Source organism: Ensifer sp. ENS09 (genome assembly GCF_014852425.1).
In the GTDB taxonomy this organism is placed as follows: domain Bacteria; phylum Pseudomonadota; class Alphaproteobacteria; order Rhizobiales; family Rhizobiaceae; genus Ensifer.
Genome location: NZ_JACVBP010000008.1, coordinates 118,173 through 135,957, shown reverse-complemented (window position 1 = coordinate 135,957; position 17,785 = coordinate 118,173). Strand labels below are relative to the sequence as shown.

Sequence of the window (17,785 nt, the reverse complement as noted above, 5' to 3'; positions counted from 1 at the left end):
AGGCACCAGAATTCAGAAATGACAGGATATCGCGTGAACAGTCTGGATCAGAAGAAGACCACCTCTGCTGCCGTCTCACCCTATGAGCGGCTGCAAGCCCTCGGCATCGATCTACCACCGGCGCCACCGCCGATCGCCAACTTCGTCACCCATGTGCAGGAAGGCAATATTCTCTACCTCTCCGGCCAGGGCCCGCGCGAAGTCGACGGCCACCTGCATGCCGGTAAGGTCGGCGCAGAGGTTGACGTCGACAGTGCCTACCAGCACGCGCGACTGACGGGCATAAACCTCTTGGCCGTCATGCATGACGCGCTCGGTGATCTCGGGCGGGTCAAGCGGATCGTCAAGCTGCTCGGCATGGTCAACGCCGTGCCCGATTTCGAGGAACATCCGCGCGTCATCAACGGCTGCTCGGATCTGCTGATGGATGTTTTCGGAGAGGCCGGCAGCCATGCCCGCTCGGCGGTGGGTTTCGGGTCGCTACCCGGAAACATCACCGTCGAGATCGAGGCGATCGTCGCTCTGCACGACTAACGACAGGAGTTTGGATCAGTGGCTGCGCCAGCCCATCATCTTTTCGATCCGCTCGGCGGAAACCCTGACGTGATCGGCGTAGAACGCCCGGTCGTCGAGGATTTTCTGCTCGGGCAGCACGATCGAGATCGTGGCGGCGCAATTGCCCTTGTCGTCGAGGATCGGGGCGGCGACGCAGGCGACCGCATAGTCGGATTCACCCGCCTGGATCGACAGCCGTGCCGCAAGCGCGCTCTCGGCCTGGTCGGAAAGGGCGGCCGGATCGATATCGGCGCGGCCGGTCGGCGAGGTACGGGCGCAGCGGCGGAACAGCTCGAGCCGTTCATCGGCTGGAAGATGCCCGACGAGCAGGCGGCCGGATGCCGTCCAGTTGAGCGGCACGCGGGTGCCGACGCGCGAGGTCACCTGGAAATGGCCCGGACCGTCGGCCATGGCGAGCACCTGCATGTAGTCACCGTCGCGGCCGCAAAGCTGGATCGTCTCTGCGACTTCGCGGCCGAGGTCGTGCATTTCGCGGGTCGCAACGCCGAGGAAATCGAGCGAGCGGGCATAGGCAAGGCCATAGTGATAGAGCCGGTCCCCGAGCCAGACGAGCCCGTCGGCGTCACGGCTGAGCAGGTTCTTCTCGACCATGTCGTCGACGATGACGTAAGCGGTCGACAGCGGCGCACCGACGGCCTTCGCAATGGCGTAGACGCCGCTCGGAGAACCCGTCTCATAAAGGAAATCAAGCACCTGCAGAGCGCGATCCATGCCGCTCACGCGCGAGCGGCGCGGCTTGCCGGTCGTTTCGATATCGTCGGTCGGCTCGACGCCGGTCATCGTCTTGTCCACTGCTTCACTCCTGCACCGCTCGAAGGGCGTGCTGCCGGTAAAATCTCGGCTTCCGCTTTCGCCGCGCCGCCGATGGCGGCCGCGCCAGGTGGCGGAAAGCCTCACTCATACTTCATTACTATGGTAGATATTCCGCGAAAACGGAATAGTCTACCCGTTTCGACCGCCAGAAAATCGCCTGCCAGAAAATCATATGGAGACCACTATGCCTGACCGTGACATTCGCGAAGCTCTCGGACTTCGCCCCGTTATCAACGTCTCCGGCACGATGACGGGCCTCGGCGCATCGATCGTGGTCCCGGAAGCGATCGCGGCCATGACAGGCATACTGCCGCAGTTCGTCGAGATCAACGACCTGCAGCGCAAGGTGAGCCCGGTGATTTCGCGGCTGACGGGTGCCGAAGCCGGCTTCATCACGGCGTCGTGCTCCGCCGGCATCAGCCTCGCCGTTGCCGGCACCATGACCGGAAGCGATCTTGCCGCCATCGAGCGCCTGCCCGACACGACCGGCCTCAAGAACGAGGTCATCCTGCAGATGGGCCATGTGGTCAGCTACGGCGCGCCCGTCGACCAGGCGATCCGGCTCGCCGGCGCCAAGCCAGTAATCGTCGGCCAGGCCACGTCCGCCTATCGCTACCATATCGAAGGCGCCATCAACGAGCGCACCGCCTGCGCCGTCTATGTCGTCTCGCACCATGTCGTGCAGTACGGCCTCGTGGGCCTCAGGGAATTTGCCGAGGTCTGTCATTCCAAGGGCGTACCGGTCATCGTCGACGCAGCCTCGGAATACGACCTGCGCATCTTCCTCGACGAGGGCGCCGACATCGTGCTCTATTCCGGCCACAAGTTCCTGGGCGGCCCGACCTCGGGCATCGTCGCCGGCAAAAAGGAAATGGTGCGCAACACCTTCCTGCAGAACCTCGGCATCGGCCGCGGCATGAAAGTCGGCAAGGAAAGCATGCTCGGCGTGATGGCGGCGCTTCAGGCCTGGGAAACCCGCGACCATGCCGGCATCCGCGAGCGCGAAACCGGTTACCTGAACCTCTGGCGCGAGACGCTCGACGGCCGTCCCGGCATCAAGCCGGTGATCGAGGCCGACCCGACCAACAACCCGCTCGACCGGCTGCGCGTCAACATCGACCCGCAGGAAGCCCATATCACCGCCTGGGATCTCGCCGATGCGCTGGCGCGCGGCGCGCCGCCGATCATCGTTCGCGACCACGAGGCCGAGCACAACTACTTCTACCTCGATCCCTGCAACCTGCATCCGGGCCAGGAAAAGATCGTCGCCAGCCGTCTCGCCGAGGAACTCGACAAGGCGAGAGCCTCGAACGAGATCATCGCCACGTCGCTCGCCGAACGCAACGCACGCCGCTTCGCCGGCCTGCTGCGCTGGCCCGACTGACCCGACGACCAACGACGACACGCGCAGCATCTGACGGAGGAAACGAGATGACCGAGACCAAAGCCCAGCCGGAGCGTTCGACGGCACCCGTTCTCTCCGTCGAAAACCTGACGACATCCTTCCTGGTCGACCGTGCCTGGAAGCCTGTCGTCCGGGATATCTCGTTTTCCGTTGCGCCTGGCGAAACCGTCGCGATCGTCGGCGAGTCCGGCTCAGGCAAGAGCGTCACGTCGCTGTCGATCATGCGGCTCCTGCAGAAGGAGACGAGCCGCGTCGAAGGACGGGTGATGATGGGCGGACGCAACATCCTCGACCTGCCGGAATCTGAGATGCGCCGCGTGCGCGGCAACGATGTCGCGATGATCTTCCAGGAACCGATGACCAGCCTCAATCCGCTGTTCACCATCGGCGACCAGATCTCCGAGGCCCTTCTCTGCCACCGCCCGATGTCGAAGGCAGAGGCGAAAGCCGAGACCATCCGGCTGCTCGAAAAGGTCCGCATTCCCTCGGCCGCCTCGCGCTTCGACGAATACCCGCACCGCTTCTCCGGCGGCATGCGCCAGCGCGTGATGATCGCGATGGCGCTCGCGAGCCGTCCGAAGCTGCTCATCGCCGACGAGCCGACGACGGCGCTCGACGTCACCATCCAGGGCCAGATCCTCGACCTGATCAAGGTGCTGCAGGAGGAGGAAGGTACCTCGGTGCTCTTCATCACCCACGACATGGGCGTGGTCGCCGAGATCGCCGACCGCACGGTCGTGATGTTCCGCGGCGATGCCGTCGAGACCGGCAACACCGAGGACATCTTCCTTCGAGCGAAACATCCCTATACCCGCGCGTTGCTTTCGGCCGTGCCAATGCTCGGCTCGATGAAGGGCGAAAGCCAGCCGATGCGCTTTCCGGTGATCGATGCGTCAACGGGCCTGCCCAACGCCGCCGCTGAAGCCACCGATACGGTGCAGTCCGGCCGCAAGCCGATCCTCGAGGTCAAGAACCTCGTCAAGCGCTTCGACATCCACGCCGGCCTGCTCGGCAAGCTGAAGGGCCGTGTGCACGCGATCGAGAACGTCTCCTTCAGCCTGCAGCCGGGCGAGACGCTGTCGCTCGTCGGCGAATCCGGCTGCGGCAAGTCGACGACCGGCCGCGCCATCATGCGGCTGATCGAACCGGAAAGCGGCGCGGTGACGCTCGACGGCCAGGACGTACTCAAGATGGATCGCAAGCAGTTGCGCGAAATGCGCCGCACCATGCAGATGATCTTCCAGGATCCCTTCGCCAGCCTCAATCCACGCATGACGGTAGGGGCGGCGATTGCCGAGCCCTATATCGAGCACAAGCTCGGCACCGCACGACAGGCCCGCGAGAAGGTCGCCGATCTCTTGGAACGCGTCGGGCTGCAGGCCGACATGGCGGCGCGCTATCCGCACGAGTTCTCCGGCGGCCAGCGCCAGCGCGTCTGCATCGCTCGTGCGCTTGCGCTCGACCCGAAGGTGATCGTCGCCGACGAATCCGTCTCGGCGCTCGACGTCTCGATCAAGGCACAGGTCATCAACCTCTTGCTCGACCTGCAGGCAAGCCTCGGCCTTGCCTATCTGTTCATCTCGCACGACATGGCCGTCGTCGAGCGCGTCAGCCACCGCGTCGCCGTCATGCATCTCGGCGAGATCGTCGAGATCGGCTCGCGCGCGCAGGTCTTCGAGAACCCGCAGCATCCCTATACGAAGAAGCTGATGGCTGCCGTGCCGATCGCCGACCCGACCCGTCGCCATACACGCCGCAATGTCGCGAGCGACGAGCTGAAGAGCCCCTTGCGCGCGCCCGACTATGTGCCGGCCGAACGGCGTTACCAGCAGGTCGCCGACGATCACTTCGTCCAGGTCTGACAGCGCACCATACCGACCGAACAACCGTGGCATCAACCGCGGGCCGACGCGCGTCCATATCGTGGGCGCGCGATCGCCGTTGCTGTCAGCGCTTCGAGATTGACGCACTTCGACGGACGCGGCCAACTTCCGCGCGCCAGGGGTGTGGCTTGAGCCACGCCGTAAACATCTCCGCTCGACGAAGTTTTAGGAAACAGTCCCCCACGCGACGCGGCCCAGGCCGAGTTCGACATTCGATCAAACCATAGGTCGAATACAGACATAGTATTCATCCTTTCGTTGCGATTCCGTTGCAAAAGACCTATAGGGGCAGCGGGCGGGTTTCAGACTGAGTCGAGGATGAAACAATGTTTCGAAACACCAAGCCCGATCTCCTGCGGCCGATCTCCGAAGTGCTGCGCGCCTATTGGCGCGCCGATCGCTGGATGCTCCTGGCCGTGGCGACGATCGTGCTCGTTTCGAGCGTCTGCAGCGTTGCCGCTCCCTATGTCTTTTCCAGGCTGATCGACACGCTGTCGCAGGAAATCGTCGTACCCGGTCTGCTATGGGGCTTCGTGATCTATGCGACGCTTCTCGGCCTGTCGGCGGCCCTGCAGCACATGGTGCAGTATCTGTCGTTCATGACCGCGGAGAACCTCGGCTTCATCGCCAGCACCCGCTTCTTCGAACGCATCCTCAAGAAGACGACCGCCTTCTTCGTCGAGCACAATCCGGCGCAGATCCAGAACGCCAATGCGCGCGGGCGTAGCGCGCTGATCACATTGGTCGAGCTGGGGCTCGTCGCCTTCATCCCCGGTGCCGTCCAGATCCTGCTGACGCTTGCAACCCTCGGCGCCCTCATCAACGCCGAAGTGGTCGCGATCACGGTGATCTATGGCATGGCAGCGATAACGGTCACGCTGCTTTGCGCCCGCCGCGCCCGCGTCTATCTCGACAGGGCTGTGGAGGCCGGGCAGGAAAACGCCCGCTTTGTCGGCAACGCCATGAATGCCATGGAAACGTTGCGCCATTTCGGCAGCCACGCCTGGATGAGCCACCGCTTTTCGACCAAGGCGCGCGAGGTGCGCGACAATTGGCGCGCCTACGTGCTGCAGCGCATCGGTTCGATCGCCCTCATCGGTCTTGGGCTGGCGATCCAGTTTGCGGTGACGTTCTGGCTGCTGCTGCCGCGCTACGAGGCCGGCGCTCTGTCGATCGGCCAGATCGTCTTGTTCAATACGCTGCTGCTCCAGCTCAACATGCCGTTCGAGATGATCGCCCACGCCATCGACGACGTCGCGCGCTCGTGCGCCGACCTGGGGCCAATGGCGAGAATGTGGAGCGCGCCGGAAGAGCGGCAGGTGTCGCACGCATCGGGCTTCGCACCACGTGAAGGGCGCGTCGTTTTCGACGATGTCGGCTACGCTTACGACAATGGCCGCGGGCTGAGCGCGGTCAGCTTTGCCGCCAGCCGCGGCGGCATCACCTTTCTTACCGGCGAGACCGGCTCCGGCAAGTCGACGATCTTCAAGCTGGCGCTGAAATCGATGGAGCCGGACAGCGGACGCATCCTTGTCGATGGCATCGATCTTGCGACCATCGACCGGGCCGACTGGTACGGCGCGATCGCCGTCGTACCGCAGGACGTCGTGCTGCTGAATGAGAGCCTGGAAGACAATATCCTGCTCGGTCGCCCGCGCGACGAGGCCAGATTGCGCGAGGCCGCCGAGAAAGCGGCGATTCTCCCGTTCATCGCGGCGCTGCCCGCCGGCTTCGACACCGCCGTCGGCGAACGGGGCCTGAAGCTTTCCGGCGGCGAACGCCAAAGGATCGCCATCGCCCGTGCGCTCTACGGCAACCCCGCCATCCTGTTTCTCGACGAAGCGAGTTCGGCGCTCGACGAGGCGACCGAGCGCGACATCATGGAACATATTCGCCTGCTTGCCCGCGATGTGACGGTGCTGGCGATCACGCACAGGCGATCGGTGATCACTGAGGCCGACACGGTTATCGCACTCGGCGACACCAAGACCGTCCCGAAAGAAGCCCTCGCCCCGTCCGCTGAGCGCGCGTTCTGACCGACAGATCAGCGCCAATAGATTGCAAGGCGGAGCCATATTCGCCTTTCATTAACGAACACCCTCTAACGTTGCTCATAATTAACAACACAACCTTAAGATCACTCGATGTTCGGGGCGGTGGAGGTTTAGAGGAACAGCCGATGATATCCATCTCCTCCACGAGTTCCGCCGCACTCATCGTCTTGCAGCAGGTGCAGGCGCCTGCGGATCGGGGCAACGACACCAAGCCGAATGCGGTCGACAAGATCGCCGCCATCGTCAACGGCGGTACGGGCGGCGACAGCCCGGAGAAGACCAGAGCGGCGGCCCGGATCAACAGCGGACTGCTGGATGCCCAGCAAGCCAAGGGCGATGCCTCTGCCGCGTTGACCTATCTGGAATCCGGAAAGTTCAAATCAAGCGATCCCAGCGTCAAGCAGACGCTCAAGATGTTGATAAGCGAAGACAGCGAGCGCTTCGCGGCGTTGGTCGAGGAAGAAAAGGCAACGAAACCCGGCATTACGAACGACAACGCGATCGCTAATGCAATCTACAGCCTCATCGAGAGCAATCGCGAACAATTCCCGGCCGGAGAATTTGTCATTGGCTTCCGCTTCGCAAACGGCGGATCGAACCTCATCAACATGCCGGATGCTAACGGCAACAGCACCAGCAGAGCCCTGTCTGCCCGCCACTCCGCCAACATAGCTGCGCTGATCACCGCGAGCGAGACGGGCACCCCCGAAGGATCCGCCTCCGACGGCGGCAAGATGAAGGATGCCGTCCGGTCGCTGCAGGCCAGCATGTCCGATCAAGCCGCGTGGAGCAAACGTTGGCGGGACGCATTCGGCTTCTGACGCCGACCGTTCGCTTTTTCGAGCCGGGATAAGCGCGGCCGTGTTCCCCAGGGAACATCGCTGAAACGATCCGCCAGTAGGTTGCAGCGCCAACCCGAAACCTGCAGGATCGAACACATGCGCGTCGTAGCCTCCGCCCTTCTTGCCCTGAGCCTCGCATCACCAGCCGGCGCCGCTGACCTCATCGGCTTCTGGGACAAGCCCCAGCATGGCGGCAACAGCTTCAATCGGCTGCCGCCGGACGACGCCTATTTCAAGGCCCTCGCGGGCTACGGCGCCACCTGGGTGCGCCTCTCCTATGACAAGTGGAGACCGGCCAAGCGCGACTATCTGATCGGCGATGCCGACAAGTACGCGGGCATTCCGGCCGCCGACCTCAAGACGCTCAAGGAGACGCTCGATCGTGCCGACAAGGCGGGGCTCAAGGTCGTCATCGCGCCGCTGTCGCTGCCTGGCATGCGCTGGGCGCAGAACAACGGCAACCGGTTCGACGGCCGCCTCTGGCAGGACAAGGTCTGGTGGGACCAGGCAGCAGCCTTCTGGCGGGATCTGGCCCGCGAACTGAAGGACCATCCGGCCGTCGCCGCCTACAACATCGTCAACGAGCCGGCGCCCGAAAAGAAGAACGGCCTTGCCGAACATGCCGACAAAAAGTCGATGCAGGCATGGTACGGCGACAAGGCGGGCAGTGCCTCGGACCTCAAGGCCTTCTACGAGACGGTGATCGCCGCCATCCGGACGGTCGATCCGGCAACGCCCGTCATGGCGGATGCCGGCTGGTATGCGGCCGCCGACGCCTTTTCCTATTGGCCAGCCGCGCTCACGGATCAAAAGGTGCTCTACAGCTTCCATATGTACGAACCCTATGCCGCGACGAGCGCACCGAACATGAAGCGCGACAAGCCCTATGCCTATCCCGGCAAGGTGCCTTTCGGCGATGGGGAAGAGACGTGGGACAAGGCGCGCGTTGAAGCCTATCTGGCAGAGCCGGTGCAGTGGGCAAGAGACAAGGGCGTGCCGCTCAATCGCCTGGTTGCGGGCGAGTTCGGCTGCATGCGCCTCTGGTCCGGTTGCAAGGCCTATCTTGAGGATGTGCTGACAGCTTTCGACAAGGAGGATCTGCATTGGGCCTTCTACAGCTTCCGCGAGGATGCCTGGGACGGCATGGATTACGAACTGGGATCGAAGAAGGTCGGATGGAAATACTGGCAGCAGATGGAGGCCAACGAGCGCGACACGACGCCACGCAAGGCGACGCCCGAGTTCGCGCCGATCAGCAAACGGCTGCAAAAGGCAGATTGACGCAGGGCCGGAAAGGTCGGCACGCGCTTGGAAAAAAGCCCAAAACAGCTAGAAGACGGTGCACTCCCGGCAGAGCGACGCGAATTGCGAGCCCCTGCTGCAACATGAGGCATGCGCGTGCAGATCACCAAGCCGGCTGACGCCGAAAAACGGACCCGAACCATTCGCCTGTCGCGCACGCTGGCGATCGTGATGGCGGCGCTCGTCGCCTTGACCGCGGCCGTCATCCTGTCAGTCGTGTGGTTCATGTCGGCCGGGACGACGCGTGATCTGCTGGTGCAATCGGCGCATCTCGGGCTGGAGGCGGTGCAGACGCAAATCGGCAGCCGCTTTTCACCCGTGGAGGACCAGCTCGCATTTCTGGCACGGGAGGTCGGCGCAGGTCGTCTCGATCCAACGGATACGCTCGAACTCGAACGTGTGATGACCGGTGCCCTGGCGGCAACGCCGCAGGTTCGCGTGCTCTCCTTTGTCCGGCCAAACGGCGAGATCCTCGGCGTGACGCAGGGGCCCAAGGGTGTCTTTTCCTTCGCCGACAAGGTGACGAGCGATAACGAGCGTTCGGAGATCGAGGAAGCGCGACGCAGCGGCACTGCCCACTGGGGGCCTGTCTACTTCGTGCCCGATCCGGCGATCCGCACCTCGGTCGCGAACCTACAGCAGCCGGCGAACCTCGGGGGCGAATTTGCCGGCATGTTCCGAGCGACCATCACGGTCGATGCCATGTCCGATTTCCTGCGCCAGATAGCGCTCTCGAACCCTGGGACGACGCCCTTCGTTCTCTACGGCCGCGACCAGGTGCTGGCCCATCCGCTGATGGCCGCGGGCCATCCGCTGCTGTCGGCAGAACACCGGTTGCCGACGCTTGACGAACTGGGCGATCCGTATCTCGCCGAACTGTGGAAAGGACCACCCGAGACTTTCGACGACACCGACATGGAGGTGCGGGCGGTCAAGCTTGGAAGAGATGACGGGCGGGTCATCCTGACGCGCGAAATCCGCGGCTACGCATCGGCCCCGCTCATCATCGGCGTCGAGGTTCCGATCGAATCGGTGGAGAAGCCGGTCTGGGATCTGCTGCGGGCCGGTCTTGCCGGTCTCGCCGTCCTGTTCGTCGCGATCGTCATCGCGTGGATTGTCGGGCGGCTGATCGTTCGTCCCGTCACCAGCATGGCACGTGAGGTCCGTGCCGTCGGCATGCTCGATTTTGCGGCGCTCCGTCCGCTTCCCGGCAGCCTGTTCACCGAGCTCAACGAACAGGCCAAGGCCTACAACACGATGCTGACTGGCCTTCGCTGGCTCGAGACCTACGTGCCGAAGAAACTCGTGCGCCACCTGATCGGCAGCGAAGACCTGGCCTCGACCCAACGCGTCGTCACCATCATGTTCACCGACGTGGTCGACTTCACCGCCACCGCCGAGAAGACCAGCGCCGGCGACGTCGCTGCGCTCTTGAACAGCCACTTCGACCTGCTCGGCCACTGCATCGAGAGCGAAGGCGGAACCATCGACAAGTTCATCGGCGATTGCGTCATGGCCTTCTGGGGCGCGCCCGATGCGCAAAAGGACCACGCCGATCGCGCCGTCCGCGCGGCGCGCGGCATTGCCCGGGCGATCGCCAAGGACAATGCGGAGCGACAACGACAGGGCCTGCCACCACTCCGCCTGCGCATCGGCATCCATTCCGGCCCCGTCGTTGCCGGCAATATCGGAATGACCGGACGCTCGGCCTACACGATCGTCGGCGACACCGTGAATGCCTGCAACCGGCTGGAGCAGCTCGGCAAGGCGGTCGCGCCCGGCGAGGAGGTGGTGATGCTGCTGAGTGGAGAGACCTTCGACCTGGTGGCCGAGGATCGCTCCGATCTCATCCCGCTCGGCAAGCATTGCCTTGCCGGACGGACGGAGCTTACGGAAATCTACAGACTTCCTACGGTGTAGCGGCCGGCCAGGGGCCAGGCCGCCGGACGATGTCGATCACCGCGTCAGACGCCTGCCGTTCTGCGGGCAGGCGCGCGCGCTTCGACCATGTGGTTGATCTGCTGGCGGTCGCCACGCAGGGTCTCGAAGCAATTATTTCCGAACCATTCCAGCGACGCATCGGCCTGCGGGTCGCCTGTGATTTCTGAGAGGAAGCGGTCGTAGTCGACGGCGCCCTCAAACAGCGGCGTCATGCCCCGCCGGCTGCCGGCGGCGGCATAGACATTGGCGGGCTCGAACACGGTCAGGTCGGCGCGGTCGACAATGTTCTTCAGGTGATAGTGCCGGATATGCGGCTTCATCGATCGGTGCACCGCGACCGGATCGTCGCCGCCCTCCCACACATGCAGCGTATCGAAGTTGATCGCAAAGGCGGGGTGGTCGACCTCCTCGATCAGCCGCACGGTCGACGCCGCCGTGTCGGCCAGCGTTTTCGGATGGGTCTCGGCAAGCAACTGGATGCCGTAGCCGGCGGTGATCGCGCAGATGTCCTTCAGCCGCGAAACGATCCCCTGCCGCTCTTCGGCACTGACCTCGGCGCTGCCGCGGTTGCCGGCAAAAGTCCGGATCTTGCGCGTCCGCCACCGGCGCGCCAGCCGGCAAAGCTCGACCGTCTTGGTGCGCAGCGTTTCCGTGTCGCCGTCGAGCGGCAGGTAGTCGCTGATCATCGGCACCGAGAGGCCGTAGCCATCCAGCCATTCCGCATTGCGATCCGGACGCGGCGCGAGATTTCGCGCATGCGCACCCCAGAGCTCGATGCCCTGGAAATCATTGGCTTCGGCCCAGGCGGCGATCTCGTCCAGCGATATCAGGTGGTGCCGGAAGGTGATGGTGCAAAGCGAAACTCTCATCGCGCAACTCTCTTCAAGGGGGTGTGGCTTTCCGCGGGGATGGCAAGGTCGCACCAGAGTTCGAAGACCTCGGCGAGCTTGGTTTTCAGTCTCGTTTCGAGCCGGTCCGCCTCGTCGAGGCGCTCGAAGACCGGCGCGGCCAGAGCGCGGTCGCCGGTCTGGGCGAGCTTCATGCAGGCGTAGTGCAGGGTCTTCAGCGCCTGAACGAGCGCCTCGATCTCCTCGCACCACCCTTCGAACTCGCCCGACGGCAGCTTCAGCGCCCGCCAGTAGAAGGCGAAACCGTGCTCATAGGCATATTTTCGGATGGTGATGACCGGCAGCTCACGCACCGCCGCGCCAAGATCTGCAAGCATCACCCCGTTCGTGCCATCGAGATGCGCGGCAACGATCGCTCTGACGGCATCGACGAGCGGATTGCGGTCCCGGACGAAGCAGGCCTCGAAATAGGCTTTCAGATCTTCGGCAAACGGCGCGCGTGCCTCGGCATCGTCGAAGACATAACCGCCACCGACGGTCGGCTGCATGATGGCGTGAATGACCTTCTCGCGGGCGATCTCGCCCTCCCAGCGATAGTCGGGATCGTGCACGAACCATGTGTCGGGATCGGCCGTCTCCTGCAGCATCAGATAGTGCGGGAAGGGGTTCTGGTTGAACTTGTTCTCGCGTTCCGGCAGGTGGAACATGTCGAGCATGACCATGACCGAGCCGGTCTCGCCGCGCTGCTTCAACAGCCCGAGGAGCACCGCGAGGTTGTCGAGCTTGGTGCGCTGCGGGTCGTACCACTCGACGACGGAGACGCCGTAAAGCCGCTCGAACCAGCCGCGGAAGAATTCCTGAGTGATGTCGGGCGCATGATAGAGAAGCTCGAAACGCTCGCTGACCGCGAATTTCGCGTCCCAGACGCCGAAATAGAATGGCCGCTGGTCCAGCCCGTTTCGCTTCAGGCCATCCGAAACGCAGCTGACGAAGCAATGGACCTTGATGTCGTAATAGGCCTCGCCGTGCACGCCTTCGTCGGTCGTCCCGCCGGTGAGCGGAAAGGCCGGCACGATGGTCGCGGTGGGCTTGGGCACATAGAGCGTGACGAGATCGGCGACCGTTTCGATCTCCTGTTTCGCGATCGCCTCTTCCGGCACCGACAGCCCGTATTCGAGCTCGAGATTGAGGAAAATTTCGAGGATCAGGACGGAGTCGAGATAGAGATCTTCGTTGAGGCGGGCATCGAGGCCGAAGCCATCCATATGTCCATGCGCCATCTTGTCGGTCAGCACGGCCTCGATCGCCGCCAGAACTTCGCTTTCGGTCATGATGCGGCTCCCGCAATCGGTTTGTTGAATTCGCCTGCCAGATGACGGGCCGCGACGTCGCGGCGGCTGATCTTGCCGTTCGCCTGGCGCGGAACCGCGTCGATCTGCAGGATTTCCATCGGCAACTGGTGAGATGCGAGGTGGCGGCTGCACCATTCGCGCACGGCCTGCGGCGCCACCGGCGCCTCGGCGCTGAAGAGCAGCGCGACGCGCTCCCCGGCAAACCGGTCGGCCTTGCGGAAGGCCACCGCATCGGTAACCGCCGGCATCGCCATGACCGCATCCTCCACGTCCTTCGGATAGACGTTGAGGCCGGAGACGTTGATCATGTCGTCCAGGCGGGAAACGAAGATGAGCATGCCGTCGGCGCGGCGGTAGCCGAGGTCGCGCGTGTGGATCGGCGCGCCGTCGCCGTTGCTGACGACGATCTCGCCCGTATCCTCGGCGCTGTCGCCGGTGGCGGCGATCAGATGCGGCAGGACGAAGCCCATGTCGCCGGCAGACGTCACATCGGGATTGATGGCGATGCAGCCGGATTCCGAGCAGCCATATTGCTGGAACATGAAACGGCTCTTGGCGCGGATATCGGCAAACCACGGCTCGGGCAGCAGCGTGCCCGAGGTCATCGTCGCGTGGATCTGCTCGCCCGCGGGCATCAGCCGCGCTAGCGTATGCAGGATCGCCGGCGACGAATAGAGCAGTGGCCGTTCGGTCTCGCGCAGCACCTTCAGGAGATATTTCGGGTTCGCGGTATTGACGATGACGGGTGTCTGCCCGCGCTTCAGTGCCACCAGGATACCGCAGATCAGCCCGTAGGAATGGGTGGTCGGGCAGGCGATGACCGGCGTCATGTCCTCCGGTTCGTGGAAGGTGCCGACATAGCTTTCGATCTCGGCATCGATTTCGGCCCAGCTGCGCGCCACGCATTTCGGCGCGCCAGTCGTGCCGGAGCTCATCTGCAACAGCGTGCCTTCAGGCGAAAGCTGGCCGGATGGTTCGAGAACTTCGGCCGTCAGGCTGTTGTAGAACAGCCGGTCGCAGCTAGCACCGATCGCGAGCTTGCGCGCGGCCGGATAGGGTGTGCCCGGATGGATCGGCAGCACGCTCGCGCCGGTCTTTCGGATGGCAAAGAACAGCGCCAGCCAATCGGCCGTTTCCGAGAAGCAGACGGCGTAGCGGCCGGTGTCTTGCGCGCTCAGGCCGATCTCGGCTGCGAGCTCTGCCGATCTGGTGCTGAAATAGGCCTCGTCATAGAGCCTGTCGTCGATACGGATCATGGCTTTCTCCTTCGTTGGAGCGTTCTTGCGGCCAAGGCGTTCGCCACCTCGTGGTGGTATTCCGGCTTGAGCGCGAGCAGCTTCCTCGTCATCAGGGATTCGGTCAGGATGCGGGGCTGGTTGCAGCCGAGCTGCGCCAGCCGCTCCGTCGCGCCGTGCTCCGCCTCGTAGGCGGCAAGCACGGTCTGGACGCGCTGCCAGAAGAGCGTTTCCGGCAGGTCGTAGCAGTGGTCGAGAAGGTGGGAGATCTCACTCAGATTGTAGACGAACAGCGTGTCCATCACCAATTCGCGCAGCGAATCCAGGTTGTCCGTCCAATAGAACTGGTCAGGCTCCGCCTCCCGGTAAGCTGGATGGAGCGACAGGAAATCCGGCGCCTTTTCCGGCGCGCGCAGGAAGCCCGGCGAAAACTCGATGCTCTCGTGAAAATCGCGAAGGATCAGCCGCACCGGCCAGCCATCGCGATGGACCAGAAGCATGTTCTGCCCATGCGCTTCAACCGCCAGCCCATGGTGCACCAGGAGGTGCCAGACGGGTAGGACGGCGACTTCAATCAGGCGGTTGATCCAGGGCATCAGACCGAAGCGCTGGATCCAGTCGTCGGCGAAGGCACGCCCGTCCGCTTCGACCATCATCAGCGCGTTGAAGGGAATGACGGCCTCGCCGGAGCCAAGCGTCGCTTCCGCACTCTCGCGCCAGATGGCTGCGACCTGTCCGGCCAAAGGGCCGTCGCTGTCGGCGATGATGCCGGCATATTCCTGCAGGACGGTGAGCGGATAGCGGTCGCGAAAGGCCGGGTCACCAGCAACCATCCCGGCGATCCAGCGCGAGATCACCGGCGCCGTGCACACCGAATGCGCCTCAAGGATGCGGCGCGACGAGGTGTTGACCATGTTGAGCGGCAGCTTGATGCTCGCGGCCAGCGGCCGATCCTGGTTCAACAGGGAACGAACTGACTGCGTCGCCGTGTACCGGTCACCCGCCGGACCAAGGCAAAAGGCTTCACCCGCGGCGATCCAGCCGGAAAGCTCAGTCTCGCGGAGTTCGCGCCATTGCCACGGATGCAGCGGCAGAAGGCCGAACAGGTCAGGCGAAACATCGCACGCCTGCCGCTTCGCCCGGAGTTCGGACCAGGTTTCCTCCCCCAGTTCCGTTTCCCAGAAGGCATCCTCATCACCAGGGATCGCGCAGCGAAGATGCTTGCGCGCCACCAGCAACCAGACGAGCTGGAACGCGCCCCCCATTTCGGGTCCATAGGCTGCATGGTCGGCGACGGAAAAGCCGGTACGTGCCTTATAGCAGGGGTGGTAGGGATGGCCCTCGTCCAGCGCTCCCTCCAACTCGGCAAATGACAAGGCGCGGCGCAGCCGCGTCGGTACCTGACGCTCGTTCCAGGCGCTGAAGGCAATCGTCTGCGTCAGTTCGTTGAGCAGCTTTCCGCGTGTCGGTCCGCTGCCCGGCAGGACGGATACCAACTGCGCCAGCGGCGGCACGACCCAGCCGTCGGCGTCGTCGCGCATTTCTACCGATCTGGCAGCCAGCCGCAGCCGGCCAAAGGGACCGATGGCGCCGCAGCAGCGGAACTGCCGACCACCGAGCGACCAGTGGAAGGTGCTGATATCCCCGTCCGTGTGCTCGCTGGCCTCAACAATGCCTTCGAACAGCAGCGCGGCAACGAGCTGGCGGAGCACCCGCTCGTCCGGGCGGCCCTTGAGATCAAGAGGCAATGGCATGGTCGGTCCTCGGTGCGGTCAGAACAGCCGGCGCCCGGAGCGGGTTCGGCACGGGGCGATAAAGGGACGGCGCGTTGCTGGATTGCAGTTCGTCGACGTCGTAGAGACGCGTCGTCAGGTTGGCCTTGGAGACGATCGTCGGCAGGTCGAGCACGTGACGGGCAAAGTCACGCCCGGCTCCACTCATTCGGGTGGCATAGCGCTCGAGATGTGCACGCAGTTCGCGCAGGAGCAGGCTCTCGTCACAGAGCCCGTCATGGCCCATGCGGCTGATCACCGAGAAAACCTGATTGACGATCAAGTAATAGGCGAAGCGATCGCGGATTTCGCTCTCGGCAAAATAGAGGGACGCGATCGTTTGCGTCTCGGGCACGTGGCTGGCAATCAGGCTGCGGTACCGCTCCGAGAGATAGAAGCCCTGATTGTCCCGGTAGTAGCTGACGGACGGATAGCCGGAGCCGACGTCGAGCAGGCTGTTTTGCTGGTGGGCTTCGAGCGCTATACCGTAATCGTCATATAGGCGGACCAGCGGTTCGACGGCGCAGTCGAGATAGCGGCGAAACCAGGCAAGCGCCGCCTCCGCCAGGTTTTCGCCGGCGCGCAGAGCAGCCGCCTGAACCAGCCTTGCCAGCCGGGATGGCGCACCCGGTAGCGGATCGGCGGTCAGGGCGGCGACGGTGACGACGCCCCGCCCGCCGCTCCCGACAAACGGGTTCTCCCGCAGGATGACTTCAAAGCCGCTCTCGCTGTGTCCCGGCACGTCGAGCGTGATGTAAGCGGGGTCCTGAATGATGCGGAAGTTTCGCGAGCGTTCGGCAAAACCGATCCGGTCTATCAGCTTTGCCATTGCGACGCCCGCTTCAAGCTCCTGGCGACGGTTCAGCCGCACGGAGTTGGTGATGCGCACGGGCAGGGAGAACTTGAGCATCCAGCCGGCATCGGCGCCGTAGACCGTGCGCACCGACGAGGTCGCGGTGAAGGCCGGACCGGCGGGACCGAGATGCCGCAGCCGCCCCTCCCCCAACAAGCCGCTGATATCGGGATCAAGCAGCAGCGCTTCGGCCTGGAGCGGATGCATCGGCAGCAGATATTCGTCGTCGCCGATCGCGAAGCCGTCAGTATCCGGTCCGACCAGCGACCGCACGATCTCGGGCGCTGCAACCGCGCGCGCGCAATCGTGCCTGATATCGCCGCGTTTTGCCGCGAAGTAGTGCAGCTTGAACTGGCCGCGCAGTTCCGGCGCGTAGCTCTCCTGCTGCCAATAGGTCATGCCCTGGCGGCTCTTCGGTGTCGGGTGCTGCCAATGGCCGAAAACGAGCGACTGCTCCGCTTCGATGAAATGTCCACCGTCCGTCGGTTCCGGCGCGGCCCTGTCGATATAGAGTGCGGTCTGCTGGTAGCTTTCGAGCACGCGCATCAGCAGTTCGAGTTCGAAGCCGCGCAGGGCGTCCGCCTGGGCCTCGTCGACCTGGCGGTAGCACTCGTGCACCAGGATATGGAGCGCCGAAATCAGTTCGATCTGGCGCCAGGTGGCGTCGGACACGCCTCTGCCCCATACCCGGCCGAAATGGTGGGGGCCGCAGAGCGACGGCGACGTCACCTCGGCGCGCAGGATCATCTGCTGCCTGGGAAGAGACCATTCCACGCAGTCGACGGCGCCGCCTGGGGCGCGATGCATGGCCCGGATGCCCGGATTGACTTCGCGCAGGTAGCAGTTTGCGAAGCTTTGAAAGGTGGCGATTTCTGCGATTTGCCTAGACGATTTCATCCTGATCCTCGG

General features: G+C 63.9%; 13 protein-coding genes. 7 read left to right on the top strand and 6 right to left on the bottom strand.

What is annotated here, in order from left to right; genetic code table 11:
* The first annotated feature begins 18 nt into the window (after window positions 1-18).
* On the top strand, window positions 19-534 hold the full coding sequence (locus IB267_RS30955) for a RidA family protein (protein WP_052201747.1): 516 nt from the start codon (window positions 19-21) through the stop codon (window positions 532-534).
* Between the two features lie 15 nt (window positions 535-549).
* Here IB267_RS30955 and IB267_RS30950 read toward each other — a convergent pair whose 3' ends face one another.
* Window positions 550-1,356: an IclR family transcriptional regulator gene (locus IB267_RS30950; protein WP_192451317.1), complete on the bottom strand. Its 807-nt coding sequence runs from the start codon at window positions 1,354-1,356 to the stop codon at window positions 550-552.
* Window positions 1,357-1,573: 217 nt separating this feature from the next.
* On the opposite strand from IB267_RS30950, the gene IB267_RS30945 reads away from it, so the two are divergent.
* The 6 genes from IB267_RS30945 to IB267_RS34035 all read left to right on the top strand — a co-directional run bounded on the left by IB267_RS30945 (window position 1,574) and on the right by IB267_RS34035 (window position 10,795).
* Complete coding sequence (locus tag IB267_RS30945) at window positions 1,574-2,773, top strand: aminotransferase class V-fold PLP-dependent enzyme (protein ID WP_192451222.1); 1,200 nt, start codon at window positions 1,574-1,576, stop codon at window positions 2,771-2,773.
* A gap of 47 nt (window positions 2,774-2,820) precedes the next feature.
* Entirely contained in the window at window positions 2,821-4,656 is a 1,836-nt protein-coding gene (locus IB267_RS30940; protein ID WP_192451221.1) for an ABC transporter ATP-binding protein, read from the top strand.
* A gap of 347 nt (window positions 4,657-5,003) precedes the next feature.
* Window positions 5,004-6,713 (top strand): ABC transporter ATP-binding protein, encoded by a 1,710-nt coding sequence (locus IB267_RS30935; protein WP_192451220.1) that lies wholly within the window; start codon window positions 5,004-5,006, stop codon window positions 6,711-6,713.
* A gap of 143 nt (window positions 6,714-6,856) precedes the next feature.
* Entirely contained in the window at window positions 6,857-7,552 is a 696-nt protein-coding gene (locus IB267_RS30930) for a hypothetical protein (protein WP_192451219.1), read from the top strand.
* Window positions 7,553-7,669: 117 nt separating this feature from the next.
* Complete coding sequence (locus IB267_RS30925) at window positions 7,670-8,854, top strand: glycoside hydrolase family 5 protein (RefSeq protein WP_192451218.1); 1,185 nt, start codon at window positions 7,670-7,672, stop codon at window positions 8,852-8,854.
* A 117-nt stretch (window positions 8,855-8,971) separates the two neighbouring features.
* Window positions 8,972-10,795, top strand: coding sequence for an adenylate/guanylate cyclase domain-containing protein (locus IB267_RS34035; protein WP_192451217.1), 1,824 nt, complete (start codon window positions 8,972-8,974; stop codon window positions 10,793-10,795).
* A 44-nt stretch (window positions 10,796-10,839) separates the two neighbouring features.
* On the opposite strand, the gene IB267_RS30915 is transcribed toward IB267_RS34035, so the two are convergent.
* From IB267_RS30915 to IB267_RS30895, 5 genes are read right to left on the bottom strand one after another with little or no spacing between them, the layout of a single operon-like run.
* A complete protein-coding gene (locus IB267_RS30915; RefSeq protein ID WP_192451216.1) occupies window positions 10,840-11,685 on the bottom strand; it encodes a sugar phosphate isomerase/epimerase in 846 nt (281 codons plus the stop codon).
* Window positions 11,682-12,995: a DUF6005 family protein gene (locus IB267_RS30910; RefSeq protein WP_192451215.1), complete on the bottom strand. Its 1,314-nt coding sequence runs from the start codon at window positions 12,993-12,995 to the stop codon at window positions 11,682-11,684. Before IB267_RS30910 ends, IB267_RS30915 begins: the two co-directional genes overlap by 4 nt.
* The gene (locus IB267_RS30905; RefSeq protein ID WP_192451214.1) at window positions 12,992-14,272 is read right to left on the bottom strand and encodes an AMP-binding protein; all 1,281 of its coding nucleotides are present in this window, start codon (window positions 14,270-14,272) and stop codon (window positions 12,992-12,994) included. Before IB267_RS30905 ends, IB267_RS30910 begins: the two co-directional genes overlap by 4 nt.
* Complete coding sequence (locus tag IB267_RS30900) at window positions 14,269-16,005, bottom strand: IucA/IucC family siderophore biosynthesis protein (RefSeq protein ID WP_192451213.1); 1,737 nt, start codon at window positions 16,003-16,005, stop codon at window positions 14,269-14,271. The genes IB267_RS30905 and IB267_RS30900 overlap by 4 nt, the downstream gene beginning before the upstream one ends.
* On the bottom strand, window positions 15,989-17,773 hold the full coding sequence (locus tag IB267_RS30895; RefSeq protein WP_192451212.1) for an IucA/IucC family siderophore biosynthesis protein: 1,785 nt from the start codon (window positions 17,771-17,773) through the stop codon (window positions 15,989-15,991). The genes IB267_RS30900 and IB267_RS30895 overlap by 17 nt, the downstream gene beginning before the upstream one ends.
* Between the last annotated feature and the right edge of the window lie 12 nt (window positions 17,774-17,785).

What these genes read in the sequence shown, in the direction of transcription:
- IB267_RS30955 (WP_052201747.1), top strand. Translation starts at nt 19, where the DNA reads ATGACAGGATATCGCGTGAACAGTCTGGATCAGAAGAAGACCACCTCT.
- IB267_RS30910 (WP_192451215.1), bottom strand. Translation starts at nt 12,995, where the DNA reads ATGACCGAAAGCGAAGTTCTGGCGGCGATCGAGGCCGTGCTGACCGAC.
- IB267_RS30925 (WP_192451218.1), top strand. Translation starts at nt 7,670, where the DNA reads ATGCGCGTCGTAGCCTCCGCCCTTCTTGCCCTGAGCCTCGCATCACCA.
- IB267_RS30900 (WP_192451213.1), bottom strand. Translation starts at nt 16,005, where the DNA reads ATGCCATTGCCTCTTGATCTCAAGGGCCGCCCGGACGAGCGGGTGCTC.
- IB267_RS30945 (WP_192451222.1), top strand. Translation starts at nt 1,574, where the DNA reads ATGCCTGACCGTGACATTCGCGAAGCTCTCGGACTTCGCCCCGTTATC.
- IB267_RS30915 (WP_192451216.1), bottom strand. Translation starts at nt 11,685, where the DNA reads ATGAGAGTTTCGCTTTGCACCATCACCTTCCGGCACCACCTGATATCG.
- IB267_RS30905 (WP_192451214.1), bottom strand. Translation starts at nt 14,272, where the DNA reads ATGATCCGTATCGACGACAGGCTCTATGACGAGGCCTATTTCAGCACC.
- IB267_RS30895 (WP_192451212.1), bottom strand. Translation starts at nt 17,773, where the DNA reads ATGAAATCGTCTAGGCAAATCGCAGAAATCGCCACCTTTCAAAGCTTC.
- IB267_RS30950 (WP_192451317.1), bottom strand. Translation starts at nt 1,356, where the DNA reads ATGACCGGCGTCGAGCCGACCGACGATATCGAAACGACCGGCAAGCCG.
- IB267_RS30930 (WP_192451219.1), top strand. Translation starts at nt 6,857, where the DNA reads ATGATATCCATCTCCTCCACGAGTTCCGCCGCACTCATCGTCTTGCAG.
- IB267_RS30935 (WP_192451220.1), top strand. Translation starts at nt 5,004, where the DNA reads ATGTTTCGAAACACCAAGCCCGATCTCCTGCGGCCGATCTCCGAAGTG.
- IB267_RS30940 (WP_192451221.1), top strand. Translation starts at nt 2,821, where the DNA reads ATGACCGAGACCAAAGCCCAGCCGGAGCGTTCGACGGCACCCGTTCTC.